The organism is Rhizobium sp. 05L419 (genome assembly GCF_056397845.1).
In genome coordinates this window covers 1-19822 of record NZ_JBFTOF010000017.1, presented here as the reverse complement: position 1 = coordinate 19822, position 19822 = coordinate 1, and the positions used below count along the sequence as shown (strand labels likewise).

Annotated in this window: 17 protein-coding genes and 1 pseudogene; 8 read left to right on the top strand and 10 right to left on the bottom strand. The window is 61.0% G+C overall.

Annotated features, from left to right (window positions below):
* Window positions 1-101 precede the first annotated feature (101 nt).
* The 3 genes and pseudogenes from AC1DMK_RS20135 to AC1DMK_RS20125 form a co-directional block, all read right to left on the bottom strand.
* Window positions 102-612, bottom strand: a pseudogene (locus tag AC1DMK_RS20135) (DUF2955 domain-containing protein); the annotation flags it as partial.
* A 95-nt stretch (window positions 613-707) separates the two neighbouring features.
* Complete coding sequence (locus tag AC1DMK_RS20130) at window positions 708-1349, bottom strand: Vgb family protein (protein WP_477861385.1); 642 nt, start codon at window positions 1347-1349, stop codon at window positions 708-710.
* A 30-nt stretch (window positions 1350-1379) separates the two neighbouring features.
* Window positions 1380-2600, bottom strand: a complete 1221-nt coding sequence (locus AC1DMK_RS20125) for a helix-turn-helix domain-containing protein (RefSeq protein ID WP_477861383.1) — start codon at window positions 2598-2600, stop codon at window positions 1380-1382.
* Window positions 2601-2723: 123 nt separating this feature from the next.
* On the opposite strand from AC1DMK_RS20125, the gene AC1DMK_RS20120 reads away from it, so the two are divergent.
* The 8 genes from AC1DMK_RS20120 to AC1DMK_RS20085 all read left to right on the top strand — a co-directional run bounded on the left by AC1DMK_RS20120 (window position 2724) and on the right by AC1DMK_RS20085 (window position 11175).
* Window positions 2724-3521, top strand: coding sequence for a DUF899 domain-containing protein (locus AC1DMK_RS20120; protein ID WP_477861381.1), 798 nt, complete (start codon window positions 2724-2726; stop codon window positions 3519-3521).
* 7 nt (window positions 3522-3528) lie between these two features.
* Window positions 3529-3831, top strand: coding sequence for a hypothetical protein (locus AC1DMK_RS20115; protein ID WP_477861379.1), 303 nt, complete (start codon window positions 3529-3531; stop codon window positions 3829-3831).
* A gap of 176 nt (window positions 3832-4007) precedes the next feature.
* Window positions 4008-4454, top strand: coding sequence for an SRPBCC family protein (locus tag AC1DMK_RS20110; protein ID WP_477861377.1), 447 nt, complete (start codon window positions 4008-4010; stop codon window positions 4452-4454).
* Between the two features lie 159 nt (window positions 4455-4613).
* Window positions 4614-5720: an adenylate/guanylate cyclase domain-containing protein gene (locus AC1DMK_RS20105; protein ID WP_477861572.1), complete on the top strand. Its 1107-nt coding sequence runs from the start codon at window positions 4614-4616 to the stop codon at window positions 5718-5720.
* A gap of 149 nt (window positions 5721-5869) precedes the next feature.
* The gene (locus AC1DMK_RS20100; RefSeq protein WP_477861375.1) at window positions 5870-7912 is read left to right on the top strand and encodes an oxidoreductase; all 2043 of its coding nucleotides are present in this window, start codon (window positions 5870-5872) and stop codon (window positions 7910-7912) included.
* Window positions 7913-8106: 194 nt separating this feature from the next.
* Window positions 8107-9108, top strand: coding sequence for an ABC transporter substrate-binding protein (locus tag AC1DMK_RS20095; RefSeq protein WP_477861373.1), 1002 nt, complete (start codon window positions 8107-8109; stop codon window positions 9106-9108).
* Window positions 9109-9209: 101 nt separating this feature from the next.
* Window positions 9210-10097: an ABC transporter permease gene (locus AC1DMK_RS20090; protein WP_037066642.1), complete on the top strand. Its 888-nt coding sequence runs from the start codon at window positions 9210-9212 to the stop codon at window positions 10095-10097.
* Window positions 10090-11175 (top strand): quaternary amine ABC transporter ATP-binding protein, encoded by a 1086-nt coding sequence (locus AC1DMK_RS20085; RefSeq protein ID WP_477861371.1) that lies wholly within the window; start codon window positions 10090-10092, stop codon window positions 11173-11175. Before AC1DMK_RS20090 ends, AC1DMK_RS20085 begins: the two co-directional genes overlap by 8 nt.
* A gap of 13 nt (window positions 11176-11188) precedes the next feature.
* Here AC1DMK_RS20085 and AC1DMK_RS20080 read toward each other — a convergent pair whose 3' ends face one another.
* The 7 genes from AC1DMK_RS20080 to AC1DMK_RS20050 form a co-directional block, all read right to left on the bottom strand.
* Entirely contained in the window at window positions 11189-12205 is a 1017-nt protein-coding gene (locus AC1DMK_RS20080) for a LacI family DNA-binding transcriptional regulator (protein WP_477861570.1), read from the bottom strand.
* Window positions 12206-12325: 120 nt separating this feature from the next.
* Window positions 12326-13609: a D-tagatose-bisphosphate aldolase, class II, non-catalytic subunit gene (locus AC1DMK_RS20075; protein ID WP_477861369.1), complete on the bottom strand. Its 1284-nt coding sequence runs from the start codon at window positions 13607-13609 to the stop codon at window positions 12326-12328.
* Between the two features lie 25 nt (window positions 13610-13634).
* Entirely contained in the window at window positions 13635-14567 is a 933-nt protein-coding gene (locus AC1DMK_RS20070; protein WP_477861367.1) for a tagatose kinase, read from the bottom strand.
* 18 nt (window positions 14568-14585) lie between these two features.
* On the bottom strand, window positions 14586-15548 hold the full coding sequence (locus tag AC1DMK_RS20065; protein ID WP_477861365.1) for an ABC transporter permease: 963 nt from the start codon (window positions 15546-15548) through the stop codon (window positions 14586-14588).
* Window positions 15545-17059, bottom strand: a complete 1515-nt coding sequence (locus AC1DMK_RS20060; RefSeq protein ID WP_477861363.1) for a sugar ABC transporter ATP-binding protein — start codon at window positions 17057-17059, stop codon at window positions 15545-15547. Before AC1DMK_RS20060 ends, AC1DMK_RS20065 begins: the two co-directional genes overlap by 4 nt.
* Before the next feature lie 106 nt (window positions 17060-17165).
* Window positions 17166-18056: a substrate-binding domain-containing protein gene (locus AC1DMK_RS20055; protein WP_477861361.1), complete on the bottom strand. Its 891-nt coding sequence runs from the start codon at window positions 18054-18056 to the stop codon at window positions 17166-17168.
* 361 nt (window positions 18057-18417) lie between these two features.
* Complete coding sequence (locus AC1DMK_RS20050; RefSeq protein WP_477861359.1) at window positions 18418-19416, bottom strand: hypothetical protein; 999 nt, start codon at window positions 19414-19416, stop codon at window positions 18418-18420.
* Window positions 19417-19822 lie beyond the last annotated feature (406 nt).

Genomic DNA, 19822 nt, shown 5'->3' with positions numbered 1-19822 from the left:
CGCGCAACGCTGACGTAGCGCCACTCGCACCCGCGCGATCGTCGAGACTGACGGCAGGGCGCCACGAGCTCCAAGCTGCTGAAACCTGATCGCTTATACCCAAGCTGCTCGGCCTCGCCAGCGACCGACGCCAGAACTCCTCCCAAAAGATTGATGACCACAAGTCCGGCCGCGGCGCGACTGCGCGCGGCGACATCGAGCTGCCCGAGCAGTAAAGCGACGGTTATGGGGATGGCGGCGGCGGTCAGCCTGTCGCTCGTCAGGCAAGCCACGATGGCAGGGAGGATTGCTTTATTTGCCAAGGCTCGGAGCAGGGCCGGGGGCGCTCCTCGGCCGACACGGCTTCAATCTCCTGCGAAACCGGTTCAGGAAAATCGCGTGGGAAAGCCATTGTCGGAAACCGGCCGGACAACACGCCTGTGGCGAGGATGGAGAGAATGGAATTGGCGAGATCCCTGTTCAGGATGCTGAGCAGCGGCACGATGATCGCGACGACCAGCACCAGAAAAACCGCCGCCCGCCCTTACCGGTCGACTGGGCCGCAAAGGAACGGCGCAGCCAATCGCCGGGAAAATCCGTCAACACCATCATTGCGACGGCAACCAACATCACCGCCCGCCGCCGGGTGGGGAGATGGCATGACTTGCGATTGCATCTGATGGATCGCGTTGGAGGCTCGATCCGCACGGTCTGCGCAGAGGCGCAACCTAGGAGCCATGCCTCGGCCGGCGGATGGCTCTCACCTTTCCGCTGCTGGTGTCTCCGCAGAAGAGTTGATCGCCGCCGTCCGACTCAAGGCCCGAGACCCCCACACCTGGTGGCATTGCGAGCCGCTCCAGGACTTCCGCAGTTTGAGGATCGACCCGTCTCACCTCGCTCTCGTCGCCCTCCCAGGTGCCGTGCCAGAGTTCACCATCGACCCAGGTGACACCGGTGACGAAGCGGTTTGTTTCGATGGAACGAAGGATGTCTCCTGTATCGGGATCGATCTGGTGAATTTTCCGATCCCTGTAGTGCCCCACCCAGAGCGTCCCTTCGGCCCACGCAAGGCCCGAGTCGCCACCGCGGCCGGGAGCCGGGATCGTCGAGACAACGCTGCCGCTCTCCGGATCGATTTTCTGGATGCGATCTTCGGCGATCTGAAACAGGTACCGACCGTCGAAGGCCGTTCCTGCGTCGGCGGCAACTTCGATCGAGCGCACTGTTGCTCCGCTTACCGGATCGAAAGCGTTCAGCTTGTCTCCAGAGGCAAACCAGACATGCTGGCCGTCGAAGCTGACGCCATGCACGCGATCGATACCGGGGAATGGCCCGTATTCGCGCAGAATTTGAGCTGCAGATCTCTTCATCACTTCATCCTATCCTTTGATGCGTCCATCCTAGTCACCCGGCAGCGGTCCGGGGAGTAACAAGGTTGTCGGGAAACCCGGCACGAGCGGGGTCATCCAGCGACGCGCTCGCCCGCGGCCGAACGAATGCACTTTGCCGTCGGCTGCCAGTTGCAAGAGCGCCCGCTGCACCGTGCGTGGGCCTGCTCCCAGCGCAATCGCCAAGGCCGAGCTTGACCAGGATTCGCCGTCTGCAAGAAAGGCAAGCACCGCCGCGTACGGCTCCTCGACAGGCGGCGCCAGCACGACGACCTCGCGGGAATGGCCCGGCACCAGCGCGAAGCCTTGCTTCGTCGCCTTCACCTCGGCCACCTTCCGAAGCTCCGCGCGAAGACGTCCGATCTCGACCCGAAGCCGGGCGCGATGCGATTCATCGACATGCTTGGCCCTAAAGGCACGGGCAAGAAGCGTGATCCTTGGCACGTCCACGGGCCAGGCTTCGCCTAGCGCGCGGACAAGCGCGAACAAGACCGGACGCGTCGCAAGCGGCACCACCACGTTTCCATCCCGCACGACGTTGCGACATGCATCGACAACGAGTGCCCCTGACAGGAGGAGTGCCTCGACCTCTTCGAGCAGGATGAGGCGCGCCCCGCTCCGGCCAATCAGGCGGGCCGCGGGTGTCTTCAGCACGACGAATGCGTTTTCCACCTCCGTCGTCAGTGCGGGGATCCCCGCTTCGCGCGCGGCTATCGCGGCCCGTGTGAGGGCAGCGTCGGCCGCCTTCGTTTGCAAGCGCCGAATGGCGATCCCGGCTGCGACGAGTTCATGAGCGGTCTTCAATGCAGGCGGAAGCGGAGCAGGGGGGAGCTCGCAGAGCAGGCGCTCGGCCTCGTCAATCCGGCCAATCAGAAGCAGGCGCCGGAGCTCGAGAATGCGTGCATGGGCCGCGTTGACGTGGTCGCCATGGGCGTCAAGCGTTACCCGCGCCGCCTCGAGCGCCTTTGCGGGCCAGGTAAGGTCACGGCAGACGAGTGCTATTTCTGCCTCGGCGACGATACAGCGCGCGCGCGGCACGGCCTCTCTTGTGCCAAATGCACGCGCGGCACTTTTGAGGAGAGCCTTTGCCCGGACGAACTCGCCGAGTTGCGCCATGGCGATGCCCCGAAGTGCAAGAGCGGGTGCATCGTTCCGCAGCGCGACCCGTTTCAGTGCGCCGAGAGGATCACCCGCTGCCAGGGCGCGTGCCGCAGCTGTTATGAGAGAGTCCATCGAAATCCCGTCACACTTGTAACTCCCACCATCTCCAGGTCCGCCCTAGTCTGTTGTCGGTCGCCAAGCAAACGGCTCGCATCAAGCTTGATACGACAACAGGTCGCCAAAGGAGAAGATATTATGACGGCACATGCAACCGGGACGCGCCAGGAATGGTTGGCAGCACGGCTCGATCTACTCGAAGAGGAGAAGGAACTGACGCGGCAGAGCGACAATCTGGCACTGCGTCGCCAGGACCTTCCCTGGGTCGCCATCGAAAAGGACTATCGGTTCGAGACCGATCAAGGAAGCGCGTCCCTGGCAGACCTCTTCAAAGGACGCTCGCAGCTCCTCGTCTACCATTTCATGTTCGGTCCCGATTATACGGCAGGCTGCCCGTCCTGCTCATCGATCGCCGACGGGTTTAACGGCATCGTCGTTCATCTCGAAAACCACGACGTCGCCTTTACGGCTGTATCGCGGGCGCCGCTTCCAAAGCTGCAGGCGTTCAAGCGGCAGATGGGGTGGACCTTTCCCTGGGCGTCCTCCTTCAACAATGACTTTAACACCGACTTCAGTGTCTGGTTTAGCAAAGAGCAGCAACGTAATGGAAGTATTGATTATAATTTCCGTCGCGAGAGGCCGGCACCCGAGCCACTCGCAGGCAAGGCCGTTCAGGAATGGCAGCTGCGCGGCAGCGAAGGACCGGTCGCACAAATCGCGGCGATGACGGGAACCGATGTTCCCACATATACACGCGACCGGCCGGGGCTCAGCGCCTTCGTGCTTCAGGACGGTACCGTCTATCACAGCTATTCGAGCTATGCCCGCGGATTGGACGCGGTTTGGGGCATGTATCAATGGCTCGACCGCGCGCCGCTCGGGCGCAACGAAGACGGTGTCTGGTGGCGTCGCCACGACGAGTATGGCCGAGGGTGACATTGCAATGTCGCTTCACTCCAAGGCCCCTGTGAAGATGTCGACGCTCGGCAATCGATCCGGCGGCACTCCGACAGGCAGGCGTCTCCTTGGCGCTGCCGATCGGCTGCCTCTTGTTGCCGCGCCGACCTTCGCACTCATGGCGCTGCTTTCGGCTACCGACGGCGGCGTAGAGATGCTCTGCGCTTCCATGCAGGATGTCTCGCCGCTGAGTGGTATGGCCACGATGTACGCACTCATGAGTGTTTTTCACCTAGCACCTTGGCTGCAACTGATCTGCGGCCGCAAGCCCGGCTCCGGCCGGTCTTGATTGCCAACGTCGATCTGCCCGACCCCAGCCAGGGGCGTGCCGAAAGGGTGGACGCCAATGGTCCCTTGTTGAGGACGCGCGTTCCCCTAGATGCTGACATTGCGAGGCGAGGGCTGATGCACAACACGCCCCGCCCTCCCTCAGAAGCCGCGCCGGAGCAACCATAGGAGAGACAGATGCCAGAGCCCAACGTCGTCCGCCGCGAGATGCACGTCGCGGCGCCACCCGCCGCGGTGTTCGCCCTCCTGACCGATCCCGACAAGATTTTGCGCTGGATGGGAACGGAAGCGCAGGTCGAGCCGCAGCCCGGAGGGCTTTATCTCGTCAACGTCACCGGCGCACGATTTGCGCGCGGTTCCTTTCGCGAGGTGGTGCCGGTACACCGCCTGGCCTACAACTTTGGCTGGGACGGCAGCGAAGTGGTGCCCCCCGGATCAAGCCTGGTCGAGATCGACTTGATCGAGCAGCCGGATGGGACACTTTTGCGCCTCACCCACACCGGCCTGCCCGATGCGGCGCAATGTGACAGCCATGCGGAAGGTTGGGCACACTACCTCGGCCGTTTGAGCGAGGCCGCAGCCGGACGTGATCCCGGTCCCGACCCTTGGCATGGCCGAACCTGACTGCTTGCCCTTCCGAAATCTGCAGAACCTTTTGCGGGCTTGCGAGCGTGCCGGACTACCGTCAGGCGCATGGGCGGTGGAACGCATGTCGGTATGGACTGGATCGCCGCCATCCCCGGCTCGGATGACAGCTTGCGACCGCCGTGGCATGATCCAGTGATGGATCTGCCCGTCTCCCTCGCCTGGTTGATTGACGAGGCCTGTGTCTCGTCCAGCCCCGAATCGTTTCTGGCCGAGCTTGGCCGCCGCCTGCTGGCCGATGGCCTGCCGCTTGCTGGCGGATCACTGATGCTCGCGGTGCCGCACCCGATCATCGCCCGCCGCACCTGGCTGTGGCAGGCGCAGACGGGGACGGTAATCGAGGCGCTCGGCTTTGCCGGCCTTGCCGGTGGTGGCATTGCCGGCGGTGGGTCCAACCAGGCCGGGCACGACTGGCTGGCCGGACTTGGCCCGGTACACGATATCTCAGTCGGTTCGGCGCCTGACGGACCGGTGCTGGGCTGGGCCGGGGAGCGGGCGTTCGAGCCGAACGAAATCGCCAGCCTGCAGCTGGCGGCGCGTTTCGCCGCCGCGCCCTTGGCCGCCCTGGCCTCGCGAGTCACACTGACTGCGCTGCTTGAAGCCTATCTCGGCCGGCGCAGTGCCGCGCAGGTGCAGGCCGGCGCGCTGCGCCGCGGCACTGGCGAAACCATTCGGGCCGCACTCCTATACGCGGACCTGCGCGACTTCACCGCTCAGTCCGAAGTGGTGGAACCCGCAGCGATGATCGCAGCGCTCGACGCCTGGTTCGAGCGCGTCGCCGGCGCGGTGCATGCCTTTGGAGGCGAGGTGTTGAAGTTCATCGGTGACGGTTTGCTGGCGATTTTCCCGGTCACAGGCATAGTCACCGGCACAGTCACCGGCACACCAGGCGAAGCCTGCGAAGCGGCCCTGAGAGCGGTCGGCGCTGCCCGCGCCGGCATGGCTCATCTCGATGCCGTGCGACAGACCCAGGGGCTGCCGCCGCTGCCCTTCGGCATGGCGGTACATTTCGGCGAGATCCTCTGGGGAAATATCGGCGCTGCCGACCGGCTGGACTTCACCGCGATCGGTCCAGCGGTCAATCTGGTCAGCCGGCTCGAAGGGCTGTGCAAGCCGCTTGCATGCAGCGTGCTGATATCGGGTGAGGTCGCGGCGGAAACGACAACGGCGTTGATATCCATGGGTGAGCACATGCTGCGCGGCATCGCCAATCCCTGCACGGCCTTCACTCTGCCGGACAATTGATCCTCGGGGCAGGACAAGGCGGGCTTCTCCCTTTTTTGGGGGAAGAAAGTCCCGCGACGGCGCATTGATGCCCTCTTGTGACGCTTTTGCCTATCGAAGGTGTATCCATTTTGGGTGATGATCTTCGCTTCTCACCAATGGTGTCATCGATGGCCTCTCGCGATCCCTTACTTCAACCGTTCCAGCTGAAGCACCTGACGCTGAAGAACCGTATCATGTCGACAGCCCATGAGCCGGCCTATTCCGAGAACGGAATGCCGACGGATCGGTATCGTCTCTATCACCTGGAAAAGGCAAAGGGTGGCATCGCGCTGACGATGACCGCGGGCTCGGCGGTCGTGTCAGTGGACTCGCCTCCGGCCTTCGGCAATCTGCACGCCTATCGCGACGAGATCGTACCGTGGATGCGCAAGCTCACGGACGACTGTCATGAATACGGCACTGCCGTGATGATCCAGCTCACCCACCTTGGGCGACGAACCGGGTGGAACAAAGGCGACTGGTTGCCGGTGCTGGCACCCAGTCCAATTCGCGAAACCGCGCATCGAGCCTTTCCCAAGGAGGCCGAAGAGTGGGACATCGCGAGGATCGTCGACGACTACGTTTCGGCCGCCCAGCGCATGCAGGCGGCGGGCCTCGACGGCATTGAATTCGAAGCCTACGGACATCTGATGGACGGATTCTGGTCGCCGGCGACAAACACCCGCGACGATGAATTCGGCGGTGGGTTGGAAAACCGCATGCGATTTTCGATGATGGTCACGCAGGCGGTTCGCAAGGCTGTTGGACCGGACTTTATCGTCGGCATACGGATGGTTGCCGATGAGGATTGGGAAAAGGGCCTCACGCGCGAGGATGGCGTCGAGATCGCGCGCCGGCTGGTCGCTTCAGGAACGATCGATTTTCTGAACATCATCCGCGGCCATATCGATAGCGACGCGGCCCTCAACAATGTGATCCCGATCCAGGGCATGGCGTCGGCGCCACATCTCGATTTTGCCGGCGAGATCAGGGCGGCGACCAGGTTTCCCGTGTTTCACGCGGCCCGCATTGCAGATGTCGCCACGGCGCGCCATGCAATTGCCGAGGGCAAGCTTGATATGGTCGGGATGACACGCCCGCATATTGCCGATCCCCACATCGTTCGTAAGGTGGAAGCCGGCGAGGAGGCGCGCATTCGCCCCTGTGTCGGCGCCACCTACTGTCTTGATCGCATCTACGAAGGCGGCGAGGCATTGTGCATCCACAACGCTGCGACCGGCCGTGAGGGCGAGCTATCACATGTCGTCGAGAAGGCGCCGACGCCAAGGCGAGCGGTTGTCGTCGGCGCAGGGCCGGCAGGCCTGGAGGCCGCCCGCGTCCTGGCGGAGCGCGGACACAAGGTCGACCTCCTCGAGGCCAGTGGCAAGGCCGGCGGGCAGATAAACCTGTTGGTCCGCAATCCGCGTCGCAGAGAAATGATCGGCATCGTCGATTGGCGTCTCGATGAACTGGAGCGCCTCGGCGTGGCAATCCACTACAATGCCTATGCAGGGTTGGACGACGTCCTGGCCTTCGAGCCGGACCTGGTTGTCATTGCAACAGGCGGCATGGCTCAATCGCCCGTGCTCGACGCCGGAGACGACCTCGTCACCTCGTCCTGGGACATTCTTGCAGGGTCAGCGAAGCCTGAGAGGAACGTGCTGCTTTTCGACGACAATGGTGCTCACCCGGGAATGTCGGCAGCCGAGGTGATCGCCAATAGTGGCGCAGAGCTGGAGGTGGTCTCGCCGGAGCGTTTCTTTGCTCCCGAAATGGGCGGAATGAACCACGTGCCATACGCCAAGGTGTTCGCCGAAAGGGGCGTCAAGGTGACGATCAATACCCGCCTGAAGGCCGTCCGGCGGGATGGCAATCACCTCGTGGCAGTGCTCGGATCCGACTATGCGGAGAAGGCGCAATCGGAGCGTCGAGTATCCCAGGTCGTGGTGGAGCACGGGACGATGGCCAATGCCGACCTCTATTTCGAACTCAAGCCGCTTTCGCGCAATCTGGGAGCCGTCGATTATAGAGCATTGATCGCGCGGCGATCACCCCTTCCGATACGAAGTGCCGCCAGTCAATTTGACGTTTTCCGGATCGGAGACGCCGTTGCAAGCCGTAATATCCACGCAGCAATCTACGAGGCGTTGCGCATCTGCTCACTTCTGTAAAGCCATATCGCGACGGATCATCCGGATCGCGACTTGGTATCGACAAGGGCATTGAAAGAAAGCGCCTATGCGCCAGTTTTTGACGTAAACGGAATGGCGCGTGCCGGATCAATGACGGCTCAATGGGTATGCCGGCCGACGCGGTGCTGCCGGCGCCCGGGTTCACGTACACCGCGACCAGAGGGAACAAGAAAATGAAAGTGCTTTTGGCTTCCACCGTTCTTGCTGTCGGGCTTCTTGGTCTCGGCGGCGCCGCGTCCGCCGCTGAGTGCGGCGATGTCACGATTGCCAACATGAACTGGCAGTCCGCCGAAGTCGCCGCCAATATCGACAAATTGGTCCTCGAGACGGGCTACGGCTGCCACGCAGAGCTGGTCGTCGGCGACACGGTTCCGACCTTGACCTCCATGGCGGAAAAAGGCCAGCCGGACATCGCTCCGGAGGCATGGGTCAGCTTGCAGCCGGAAATCGTCAACCGCGGGCTATCCGACGGCAAATTCGTCAAGGCCGCAAAGATACTGTCGGACGGTGCCATCCAAGGCTGGTGGATCCCGAAGTATATTGCGGACGCGCATCCAGACATCAAGACGATCCCCGATCTCTTGAAACACCCGGAGCTCTTCCCGGCCCCTGAAGACAAGAGCAAGGGTGCCGTCTTCAACGGTCCGCAGGGTTGGGGCGGTACAGTGGTGACCGCGCAGCTCTTCAAGGCCTATGGTGGCGAGAAGGCGGGCTTCACACTGGTCGACACCGGCTCGGCTGCAGGTCTCGACGGCTCCATCGCCAAGGCTTACGAAGCCAAGCAGCCCTGGGTAGGCTACTATTGGGCACCGACCGCCCTGCTCGGCAAATACGAGATGGTCAAACTCGGCTACGGCGCTGAATACAACGCCGACGAATGGAAGCGCTGCACGTCAGTTGCAGACTGCGCCGACCCGAAGGAAAATGCCTGGCCGTCGGACAATGTCGAGACGCTTGTCACCAAGACATTTGCCGATCGCGCAGGTCCAGAGGCAATGGGCTATCTCAACAAGCGCGCCTGGACAAACGACACCGTCAACAAGCTGATCGCGTGGATGTCCGACAATCAGGCGAGCGGCGAGGAGGGGGCGAAGTACTTCCTCAAGAACAACGCCGACCTGTGGACGAAATGGGTGTCGCCCGAGGTTGCTGAAAAGATCAAGGCCTCCCTCTGACACCTGTGTAGAATGCGGGCGGTGATGCCGCCCGCCAACAACCCCGGCGCGACGGCCAAAAACAACAACGGCCGCCGCCGATTTTGCCATGGGGAACTGACATGGATTGGCTCTGGAAATTTCCGTCGATGAACGACGACACGCTGCGCGCCTTGAAAAAGAGCGTAGACGAAGGCTTTCGCGCCTTCACGCGCGGCTATGGCAGTAGCATCGAGACGTTGTTCAGCCCGCTGCAAGGCTTTCTGATCTGGGCCGAGCGCCTGCTGACGGGCGCGCCTTGGCCGCTGGTCATCGCCATCATCGGCCTGATCGCCTGGTTTGCAACCCGCAGCTGGCGGATCGTGGTCGGCTGCATGATGACGCTGCTCCTCATCGGCTATTTCGACATGTGGGAAGACACGATGAAGACCGTGTCGATGATTTTCGTCTGCACGGTGCTTTCGATTGCGATCGGCATTCCGATCGGCATCGCCATGTCCCGTTCGGACCGCCTGCAGAGTACGGTCAACCCTGTGCTCGACGTCATGCAGACGATGCCGAGCTTCGTCTACCTCATTCCCGTCGTCATGCTCCTCGGTATCGGTCGTGTCCCGGGCGTCATCGCCGTCGTGATCTATGCTTTGCCGCCGATGATCCGGCTCACAAACCTTGGAATCCGGATGGTCGACCGAGATGTGCTCGAGGCTGCCGATGCCTACGGTTCGTCAAGCTGGCAAAAACTGAGAAACGTTCAGCTTCCCCTGGCGTTGCCGACGATCATGGCGGGCATCAACCAGACCATCATGATGGCGCTTGCCATGGTGGTGATCGCATCGATGATCGGCGTTCAAGGTCTGGGTCAACCCGTACTGAAGGCGATCGCCAATCAGTATTTCACGCTCGGCGTATTCAATGGCCTCGCCATCGTCGGCATCGCCATCATCTTCGACCGCATCAGCCAGGCCTATGGACTGCGGCTGCAGAAGCACCGGGAGGTCATCCATGGGTAGCCGATCGATCGAGATCCGCCATCTCTACAAGATCTTCGGACCACGGGGCCGCGATTTCGTCGAGCCGGTGATGAAGGGGATGTCGAAGACCGAACTCAACCGTGAACACGGGCATGTCCTTGGGCTCAAGGACATCAACATCACGATACCGGGCGGCGGCATCACTGTCATCATGGGCTTGTCGGGGTCTGGAAAGTCCACGCTGATCAGGCACATAAACCGGCTGATCGATCCGACATCGGGGGAAGTGCTCTACGGAGCGGCCGATGTCTGCAGAATGGACCGGGAGCAACTGCGTCAGTTCCGGCAACAGAAGACCGCGATGGTATTCCAGAAATTCGGCCTTCTGCCTCACCGCGACGTGCTGCAGAACACCGTCTACGGCCTCGAAATCCAAGGTGTTGCAAAGGGCGAACGCGAGGAGCGTGCGCAGCACTGGATCAGACGCGTCGGCCTCGATGGCTTTGCCGCCCACTATCCCAACCAGCTGTCGGGCGGGATGCAACAGCGCGTCGGTCTTGCCCGTGCATTGACCAACGACGCTGAAATTCTACTGATGGACGAAGCCTATTCGGCGCTTGATCCATTGATCCGGGTCGATATGCAGACGGTCCTGCTCGATCTGCAAAAGGAGCTCAAGAAGACGGTGGTCTTCATCACCCACGACCTCGATGAGGCGCTCCGGCTCGGTGACCGCATTGCAATCCTCAGGGATGGGGAAGTCATCCAGCAAGGCACGCCTGCCGACATCGTCCTCAAGCCGGCGGACGACTACATCGCCGCCTTCGTCAAGGAGGTGAACCGCGGTCGGGTCATTCAGGTGGAAGCGGTCATGACCTCTCAGAAGAACGGGGCGGTCAAACAGGGGCTTCGCATCCCGGCAGGCACGAGCGTCGAAGCGGCGTTGCGGGAGATGTCGATTGGCAATGTGAGCGCGGCCACAGTCGTATCCTTGGATGGAGCCGAGGTCGGACGCGTATCCACAGACGACCTGATCCGCTGTCTGGTCGGTGAGGAGGCGGCGAAAGACGCGCGGTCTGACCCAGCGGCGGCCGCGGCCGTTTCGGCAGTTCCTTGAGGAGGCTCCCGGCCTAGGCGGATTCCCGCAGTTGCAGCTCCGCTGTCAGGACAATTCGGCCATCCGGCGGAAAATCGACCCGCCGGCCCTCGTCCTCGCCGAGCTTGTGAAGCAGGAGTTCGATCGCGAGGCGGCCAATATCGTTGTAGTTCTGGGCAACGGTTGTGATCGGCGGACAGGCGTAACGTGAAAGCGGATGGTCGTCGTGACCCGCCACACGAAGATCGCAACCCGGTGCATGGCCGACCTTCAGACCCACTTGGTAGGCGGCTGAGATGACGCCGAATGCAACGCGATCGTTCGCACAAAGCACGGTGCGCGTTGGAAATCCGCCGCTGCGCAGGATCCGTTGCGTCTGCTCGTAGCCGAACCGCTCGAAGTCCCAGGTGCGCTGCTTGTCGAGCGTCACAATGATCGGATCGAGTTTCAGCTGCGCCATGGATTCGCTATAGGCGCGCGCTCGCGTCACTGCATTGTTGTTGACCGACGGCATGGCAAAATAGCACGGCTGCTCGCCGGATCGAGACAGATAGTCAACGATCAGCTGGAAACTCTGCTGGTTGTCGGTACCGACGAAGGACGAGGTCGCATCCAACGGCGAATCGACATAGACGAGCGGAATGCTGTCGCCCAGGGCCGCCAGCGTCTCATGGTGACTATCGACCCCCAGCGGCGCGATGATTGCGCCAGCGACATTCAGCGATTTGAAGGTCTCGATCGCGCGGTCTTCCATCTCCGGCTTGCCGTCGGACGACAGCACGAAAGCAAGGAACCCGGCCTGGTTTGCGATCAACTCGATGCGCCGCGTCAGTGCCATGTAAAACGGGTCGGTCGAATTCGGGATGATCACGCCCAGAATGTTGGTTCGACGCCGGTTGAGATTGACGGCGAAAATGTTGGGACGAAATCCGGATTGCTTGATTGCGACTTCGATCAGGTCGCGGGTTTTGCCTCGCACGGATTTTGGATCGTTGAAGTATTTCGAAACCGTCGGCCGGGAGAGGCCGACGAATTCCGCGAAATCTTCCATCGTCTTGATTGGTTTATCCAATTCCATGTTCCCCGTGCTTCAGTCATATCCGTTGAAAACCGTCTCGACTGTCAACTGAAAAGAAGACACGATCCCCAACGGCGAGGATGTCGGGCCGGCCTAGCCACGGCATGCCTCGAAGTAGTCCTCGAGCACGACATCGATCGCTGCAATCGTCAGTCCCTTGGCGGTTGGAGACGCGGTTCGCGCGCGCACCCGCGGGTAAAGCCCCTGCAGATACTGGCTGATCAACGTCTCGGGAATTTCGGTATCACCGAAGAGCCCAAACAGGCTTTCGACGGCATCAGCGATGTCCTCCTCCGGCCAATAGTAGCGAATGCGGTCGCTATAGGAGAAGTGACGCTGCAAGTGCTGCTCGTCCGCAGTGCCGTGATAATACTTCCTCCAATTACCCGGTTCCCTGGTCATCACGCTTTCTGTGACCGCCATCAGGGTACCGGACCGGCTGCCGGGAAACAGAAATGCTGCAATCTGGTCGAGGCCATACAGCGCCTCGCGAAGCGCAAAGGTGAGGCCGGGGCCGACCTTGAGGATTGCAAAGCCGTCCATAACAAGCGCGCGGAGTGCGTCACGGGCTTGATAGTCAGTCGAATGGGCTTCAAACACGAGGCCCGGCAGGCGTTCCAAAGTGGCACTGAGCGCACTCGCCTTCGCGCGATCGTATGCGATGACGTTGTGGTTGCCGAATTCGACGCCCGGCTGCACGACCACGCCGACGACGCGCCCGAAGGCGTCTGCAGCGCCGGCTGCATCAAAGGCCTCTGCGTGGACGCTGACCGTCTCGAGCGCGGCTTCAGGCCGGGTGACCTCAAGGACGTCAAGCTCTTCCATCGCGCCGCCGGGGATCGGAACCTCCGTCCMGATGATGTAGACCGGTTTGACGATCGCGGTGCTTTCGATCTCATCTTCGGCGGCAGCGGCAAGCCGTGCCGCACGCGCCGCTGTGACATCGTCTGCAAGCGCCACCGGCTCGCCGGCACAGCCCATGCTGGTATCAAGGTGCAACTTGGTGAAGCCAGCCCGGGCATAGGCGCGGATCATTACCTCTGCCCTGTCCATGGCATCCACGGCATCAAGCCCCCTCCAGGGGTTTGGCCCAAGGTGGTCGCCGCCAAGGATCACCTTTTCCATCGGAAAGCCCGTCTGAACGGCGATTTTCTCGACGAAGGTGCGGAAGTCGGCCGGGGTCATGCCGGTATAGCCGCCATCCTGGTTTACCTGGTTGCAGGTCGCTTCGATGAGAAGCGGCGCATGCGCCCTCAGCGCGTGCAGCATGGCTGCCTCGATGACGAGTGGATGGGCAGAGCAGATGGAGGGGATGCCTTTGAAGCCGCTGCTTTGGTCGCGCCAGCTTGCGATGTCGAGGAGGTCGTTCTGCGTCATGTGTGTCGTCTCTCTATCGGGCTCGTTATCGGGCAAGCAAAGCATCGAGTTCGGCGCGGGTGGATGCACCTTCCATGGGACCGATCCGGGTGACCGCAAGCGCACCGGCGGCGTTGGCGTAACGCAACGCAACCTCGGGCGTAGCCCCCTCCAGCCAGAAGGCGACGAAGGTGGCACCGAAGCAGTCGCCTGCGCCCGTCGGGTCAATTTCCTCGACCGCAATGCTGGGCAGCGTCAGCGTCCGTTCGGCGTCATGATAGGTCGCGCCCGCCGAGCCATGCTTGAGCACGACCGCCTTGATGCCCTTCGCGAGCAGCTCCTTGACCGCCTCGGTTGCTGTCTTCGCCTGCGTGAAGAGGTAGAGTTCGTCGCCGCTCGGCAGGAAAAGATCGGTCTCTTCAATCACCTCCTGGAGCGCTTCGCGCATGCCGGGGCTGTTCAAGATCTCCGGCCGCAGGTTCGGATCGAAGGAAATGGTTCCGCCTTTTTCCTTGATCGAACGCATGGCTGAAAGAACCGTCTCGATGACGCTCGGCGCATAAAGCGATGTCCCCATCACGTGCAGATGGCTTGCCTCGTTCACGAGACGGGCCGCTTCGCCGGAAAGGTCGATCGTGCCGCAGGCGCTATGGCGAATGTTGAAGACAAAGGCTCTGCTGCCGTCATCGCGATAGCGCACGAAGGCGCTGCCGGTCGTTCCATTGGCGTCGATCCTGATGCCGGACACGTCCACGCCGTCGGCCCTCAGCCGGTCGAGATTGACGTGGCCGAAATCGTCATCGCCCACAGCCGAGATCATCGCGCAGTCATGGCCGAGCTTGCCAACCTGATCGATGAAGATGGCCGGTGCGCCGGAGGGAAATGGTCCGATCAAAGGGACGGCGGAACGGAAGCCGTCGCCGCGTTCGGTGGCTATGATCTCGACCAGAATTTCGCCGATCGTCAGAATCTTCTTCATGGCTATGCTCACCGGTCCCTAGCGTTTCGCCTGTTTGGCCCGCACATCGAGCCAGACTGCCACGAGTATCACGAGACCCTTGACAATCAGCTGGTAGAAGTACGGCACCGACAGCATGTTCATGCCGTTGTTCATCACGCCGATGATGAGGGCACCAATCAGCGTGCCGACCATCGTGCCCACGCCGCCAGCAAGGCTGGTGCCACCGAGAACGGCTGCTGCGATGGCGTCGAGTTCGTAGCTCGTGCCGGCATTGGTCTGCGCAGAAAAAAGGCGTGCCGAAAGCAGGACGCCGGATATCGCCGCCATCACGCCTGAAATGACGAATATGGTGATCTTCAACCGGTCAACTTTGATACCGGAATAAAGCGCTGCCTCACGATTGCCGCCTGTCAAATAGGCACGGCGGCCGAAGGTCGTCTTGCCAAGCAGGACCTGGTTGAAGACGAAGAGCACCAGCACGATCCAGATGATGATCGGAAGCCTGAGGAAGCTTTCAGTGCCGATCGCGGTCCATGTCTCGTTCATGATCATCGCCGGGGCACCGTTCGTCGGCAGACTGACCAGACCGCGATAGATACCCATTGTGGCGACCGTGACGATGAAGGACGGCAGCAGGAGTTTTGCTGTCAGCACTCCATTGATAAGCCCCATCAGCGCGCCGGCCAGAAGCGTCAGGAGGAGTGCCGGTGCAAAGCCCAATCCATAGGCGAAACACTGGGCTCCGACCATGCCGGCGACAGCGATGATGGAGCCGATCGACAGGTCAATCTCGCCAAGCAGGATGACCCAGGTCATCCCGAAGGCGGCAATTGCGATAACGGCAACCTGCTGCAGCACATTCATGAAGTTGGCGATCGACATGAAGCGCGGGTTCATGACCGAGAAGATCACGCACAGAATGATGAGGGAGAGAAAAATGCCGCCATACTGCTTGAAGATCTTCATCAGCAGGGCGTTGGAAGCCTGGTTCTGGCTCATGATGTCAAACCTGTCGCAAAAGCCATGATCTTTTCTGGGGTGAGGTCGGTTCCGGCTGCAATCGCGCCGAGGTCGCCTTCGTGCATGACGGCGACACGGTCGCTCATGCCAAGGACTTCAGGCAGTTCCGACGAGATCAGGAGGATGGCTGTGCCCTCCGCCGCCAGCTGGCGGATGATCTTGTAAATCTCGAATTTGGCGCCGACGTCGACGCCGCGTGTCGGCTCGTCGAGGATCAGCACCTTGGGCTTCGTCAAAAGCCATTTGGCAAGCACGATTTTCTGCTGGTTGCCGCCGGACAGTGCGCCGGCGGGGGTATCAAGCGATCGCGTCTTGATGGCCAGCCGTGAGGCTTCAGCCACGGCTGCCATTCGCTCGGAGCGACGACGCAGAAAGCCCAGCCTGCCGGCAAAGTCGTTGAGTGCCACCATCGAGATATTGCTCTCGACGCTGTGGCTGAGTACAAGCCCCTCTTCCTTGCGGTTTTCGGTCACGAAACCGAGACCGCTCGCAATCGCTTTGGCGGGCTTATCGATATGGACGGCCTTGCCGTTCAGCCGAACGGTGCCTCCAGCTTTTCGCATTCCAAAGAGCGTGTTCATGATCTCCGAACGGCCGGAGCCGATCAGGCCGAAGAAGCCGAGGATCTCGCCGGGCCTGACGTCGAAGGAGACGTCCGCGAACTCGCCGGGGCGTGTCAGGTTCTCGACCGACAGAACCGGTTTAACGGCGGGGCCTGGTGCAGGCACTGTACGGCGCGGGTAAATCTCGTCCATCTTGCGGCCGACCATCAGAGCGATCAGCTCGTCGATGGTGGCCGTTTCGCGCTGCCGCGTGCCAATGTACTCACCGTCCCGGATGACCGTGATGTCATCGCTCAATCGCATGATTTCTTCCATGCGATGCGAGATATAGATGACTGCCGTGCCTCGCTCTTTCAGACGATCGATGATCCGGAACAGGATTTCGGCCTCGCTGTCGCTGAGAGATGAAGTCGGCTCGTCCAGGATCACGACCTTGGCGTCCACGCTCAATCCCTTGGCGATCTCGACCAGCTGGCGCTGGGCAATCGAGAGGTTGCCGACCTTTTCCTCGACGCAGACCGGCAAGCCGAGCGCCTTGACGATATCGGCGGCCTTTCTTGTCAGTTTTCTGTCGTTGATGAAGCCAGCCGTTGCCGGTTCACGGGTGGCAAGGATGTTCTCACCGACCGTCATATTGTTGCAAAGGCTGAGTTCCTGGAAGACGATGGTCAACCCAAGTGCTGCCGCCTGCTGCGGGTTCGCCGGATGGTAGGGTTGTCCATCGAGCATGATGTCGCCGGATGTGGGCTGGTGGACGCCAGCCAGGATCTTCATCAACGTCGATTTTCCAGCACCGTTCTCGCCGAGCAGCGTGTGTACCCGCCCGCGCCTGACGTCGAGGTGCATGTTCTTTAGCGCCGCAACGGTTCCGAAAGTCTTGGAGATATCGTTGATTGCAAGAATGGTATCTGCGATGGGCGCATCCATGGCCGCCTCCTTGTCGGTCTTCGTCGGTGGCTCCGCGCATGGTCGCGCGCGGAACCACCTGACTTCAGCGGCCTCGCCTGAAGCGGCGAACCGTCTTGGGAGCAGACTACTTCTTGATGTAGACACCAGGCACGATCGGCTGTTCGGCCGGGACGTCTTCGCCGGCGATGACCTTGACGGCCGTGTCGACGGCAGCCTTGCCCATCTGGTCGGGGAACTGCTGGATCACGCCGATCATGACCGGGTTGTTGTCGACAGCCTTGCGAGCTTCTTCCATGCCATCAAAGCCGATGACCTTGACCTGCGACTCAAGGCCCGCTGCCTTGACGGCGACAGCTGCAGCAAGCGCTGCGTCGTCACCGAAGCCGAAGATGCCTGTAATGTCGGGGTTTGCCTGCAGCATGTTCTGGGCCGCAGCCAGAGCCTCGGCGCGGGTAATGCCGGTCTGTTGTGCAACGATCTTGATTTCCGGGTGGCCGGCGATCGACTTCTTGAAGCCCTCGATGCGGTTTACTACCGATTGCACTGTCGGGTAGTCGATGATCGCAACATTGCCCTTGTCGCCAATTTCCTTGGCCATTAGGTCGCCGGCCTTGACACCGCCGGTAAAGTTGTCGGTGCCGATATGCGACGTAACCTTTGCGCCTGCGGCCGGTACGTCGACCGTAATGACCTTGATGCCGGCCTTTTCGGCCTTGGCGATCGCCGCAACGACGCCCTGGCTGTCAACCGGCGAAATGACGATGACGCTCACTCCCTTGACGATGAAATCCTCAACGTCGGCGAGCTGCTTGTTCAGATCCTGGTTGGCGATCGACACCTCGAGCGCGACGTTCTTTGCCTTCGCTTCCGCCTTCATGGCGTTCGCAAGCTCGATGTAGAAGGGGTGCTGCTGGGTCAAAAGCGAGGCGCCGATACCATCGGCATAGGCCGCAGCAGCCGACAGGGAAAATGTGGCGGCGAGCGCAACCGATGCAATCAACTTCGTAATGGTCATGTTTCCTCCCGAGCTTTACTCGGCTTGGGCCTGCGTTGCGTTGGATCGATCGAGTAGGCCTCCCGAGCTCAATCGACGGCACCGATAAATCATTGTTGTTTACACGCGTCAAGTTTAAAGATTGTGTGCGACCATTAATTTGATACGCACGAAAACAATGGCCGATCCATGCCACAGACAAAGCGATAGCTTGTGAAGTGCCGATTTTCGTCCAGCACCGCGACGGCGAGCCCCCTGCATTCCAGGCGGACATATGTTCGGCGGCGACAAGTTGCGCGCAATCGATGCGATCCGAAATGAGTGGAGATACCACGTGTGGCAGCGTTTGACCGGCACGTCCGCCACTGCGGACACTCACACGTTAGACCGCGGGCATGTTGTCCCGGGAAAACCCTGCGAACGAGGACGCGGGAAGAGGGCCAGCCGTCATCAGGGTAAAATCGAAAGCCGAGCGAAGGTCCGAGCCGAGAACATACTGCCGATGCACGCGCAGGAAATCTCGCCTGATTTTCCGGTAGTGCTGCGGGGTCAGCATATGCCGCATGCGGATTGCGGTCACATGGGCCTGTGGCGCATCTGCGTGTCCTGCCAATGCGACGACACGAGACTTGTAGAAGTGAATGACATCCGTCAGGCAGTGCACCTCCAGCCAGAATACCTCCTTTGCGCGTGCTATCCTGCCGACGTGCGCCCGCATGGTGACTGCCGGTTTCAGCAAAGCGCACTGAAGAACCGCGCCGCCGAGCGTTGTGAACACGACGCGCTTTCCTTCAAACGCGCCCGGCTCCTCTTCCAAAAGCATGCCGATGACGTGGGTGGCGACGCTGGAGCCCATGCTGTGCGAACTGATAAGATACTCGTCGGCATCTTCGTTGATCGCCGTTCGAACAGCATCCTTGCAGCGATCGAGCCATCGGGTGACATCAGCGTCGTCAAGGTTCGCCATGGCGACCGCCAGCTCCCAATCGGCAAACAGATGCAACGTATGCAGCTTTTTCGAGAATGGGAGAAAGAGGCCGTTGAAGAAATAAGTCGCGAGCGGCACGCTCCCCAGAAATCCCCAGGGGGAAAGGCCGAGCAAGCTGGGCGAGGCCGCGATGACAAGGCTTGCCGCAGCTGCCAGCAAGACCAATAGGAATGGAAAGACGAAGAAGAGCCCGAACCGCCAGGCATGCCTGAAGTAAGCAGAACCGCCGCCCTGCCAAATCACCTGCGCAGCGCTATGGAAGCCGGAGAACAACCTCTGCGGCAGCGGTCTCCTGATCAACCGCTGGACGAGCTGGTTGTGATCAAGGATGAAAATTCGGCTGGATGTTTGCCCACTCGGCGCGCTGCAATCGATGTCGAAGGAGGATGCCATCTCGTTTTGACAAAGCGGGCCGATCTGCAGAGCGAGACCCCACACCTTCGCACTTTGATGTGCTGAACGAACATATCGCGCATAGTGCGCTTTCGCGTCCAACGGTTCGAAACCGGGAAAATGCAGAACGACTCTCGTTGCCACCCGGTTGGTCGCAGTCTCTTTACACAATTCTTGAAGGCCTCAAAAAGGGATAGAATCAAAATTCGATTCGAAAAATCGGCGGGGCGTTGAGTTGGATTCCCCTTCGTCTGCGGGATCGTGCCCCGCCGAGTGGTGTAGGTTCTGAGGAGTAAGGTGGCCATCAGTGTTTTCCGCTAGGGTCGGGTTGTTGAAGACCAACCTGACGGAAAGACCACCGATGACCAATGACATGATGGACGTGCGCTCGCTTGTTGAGAAGAGC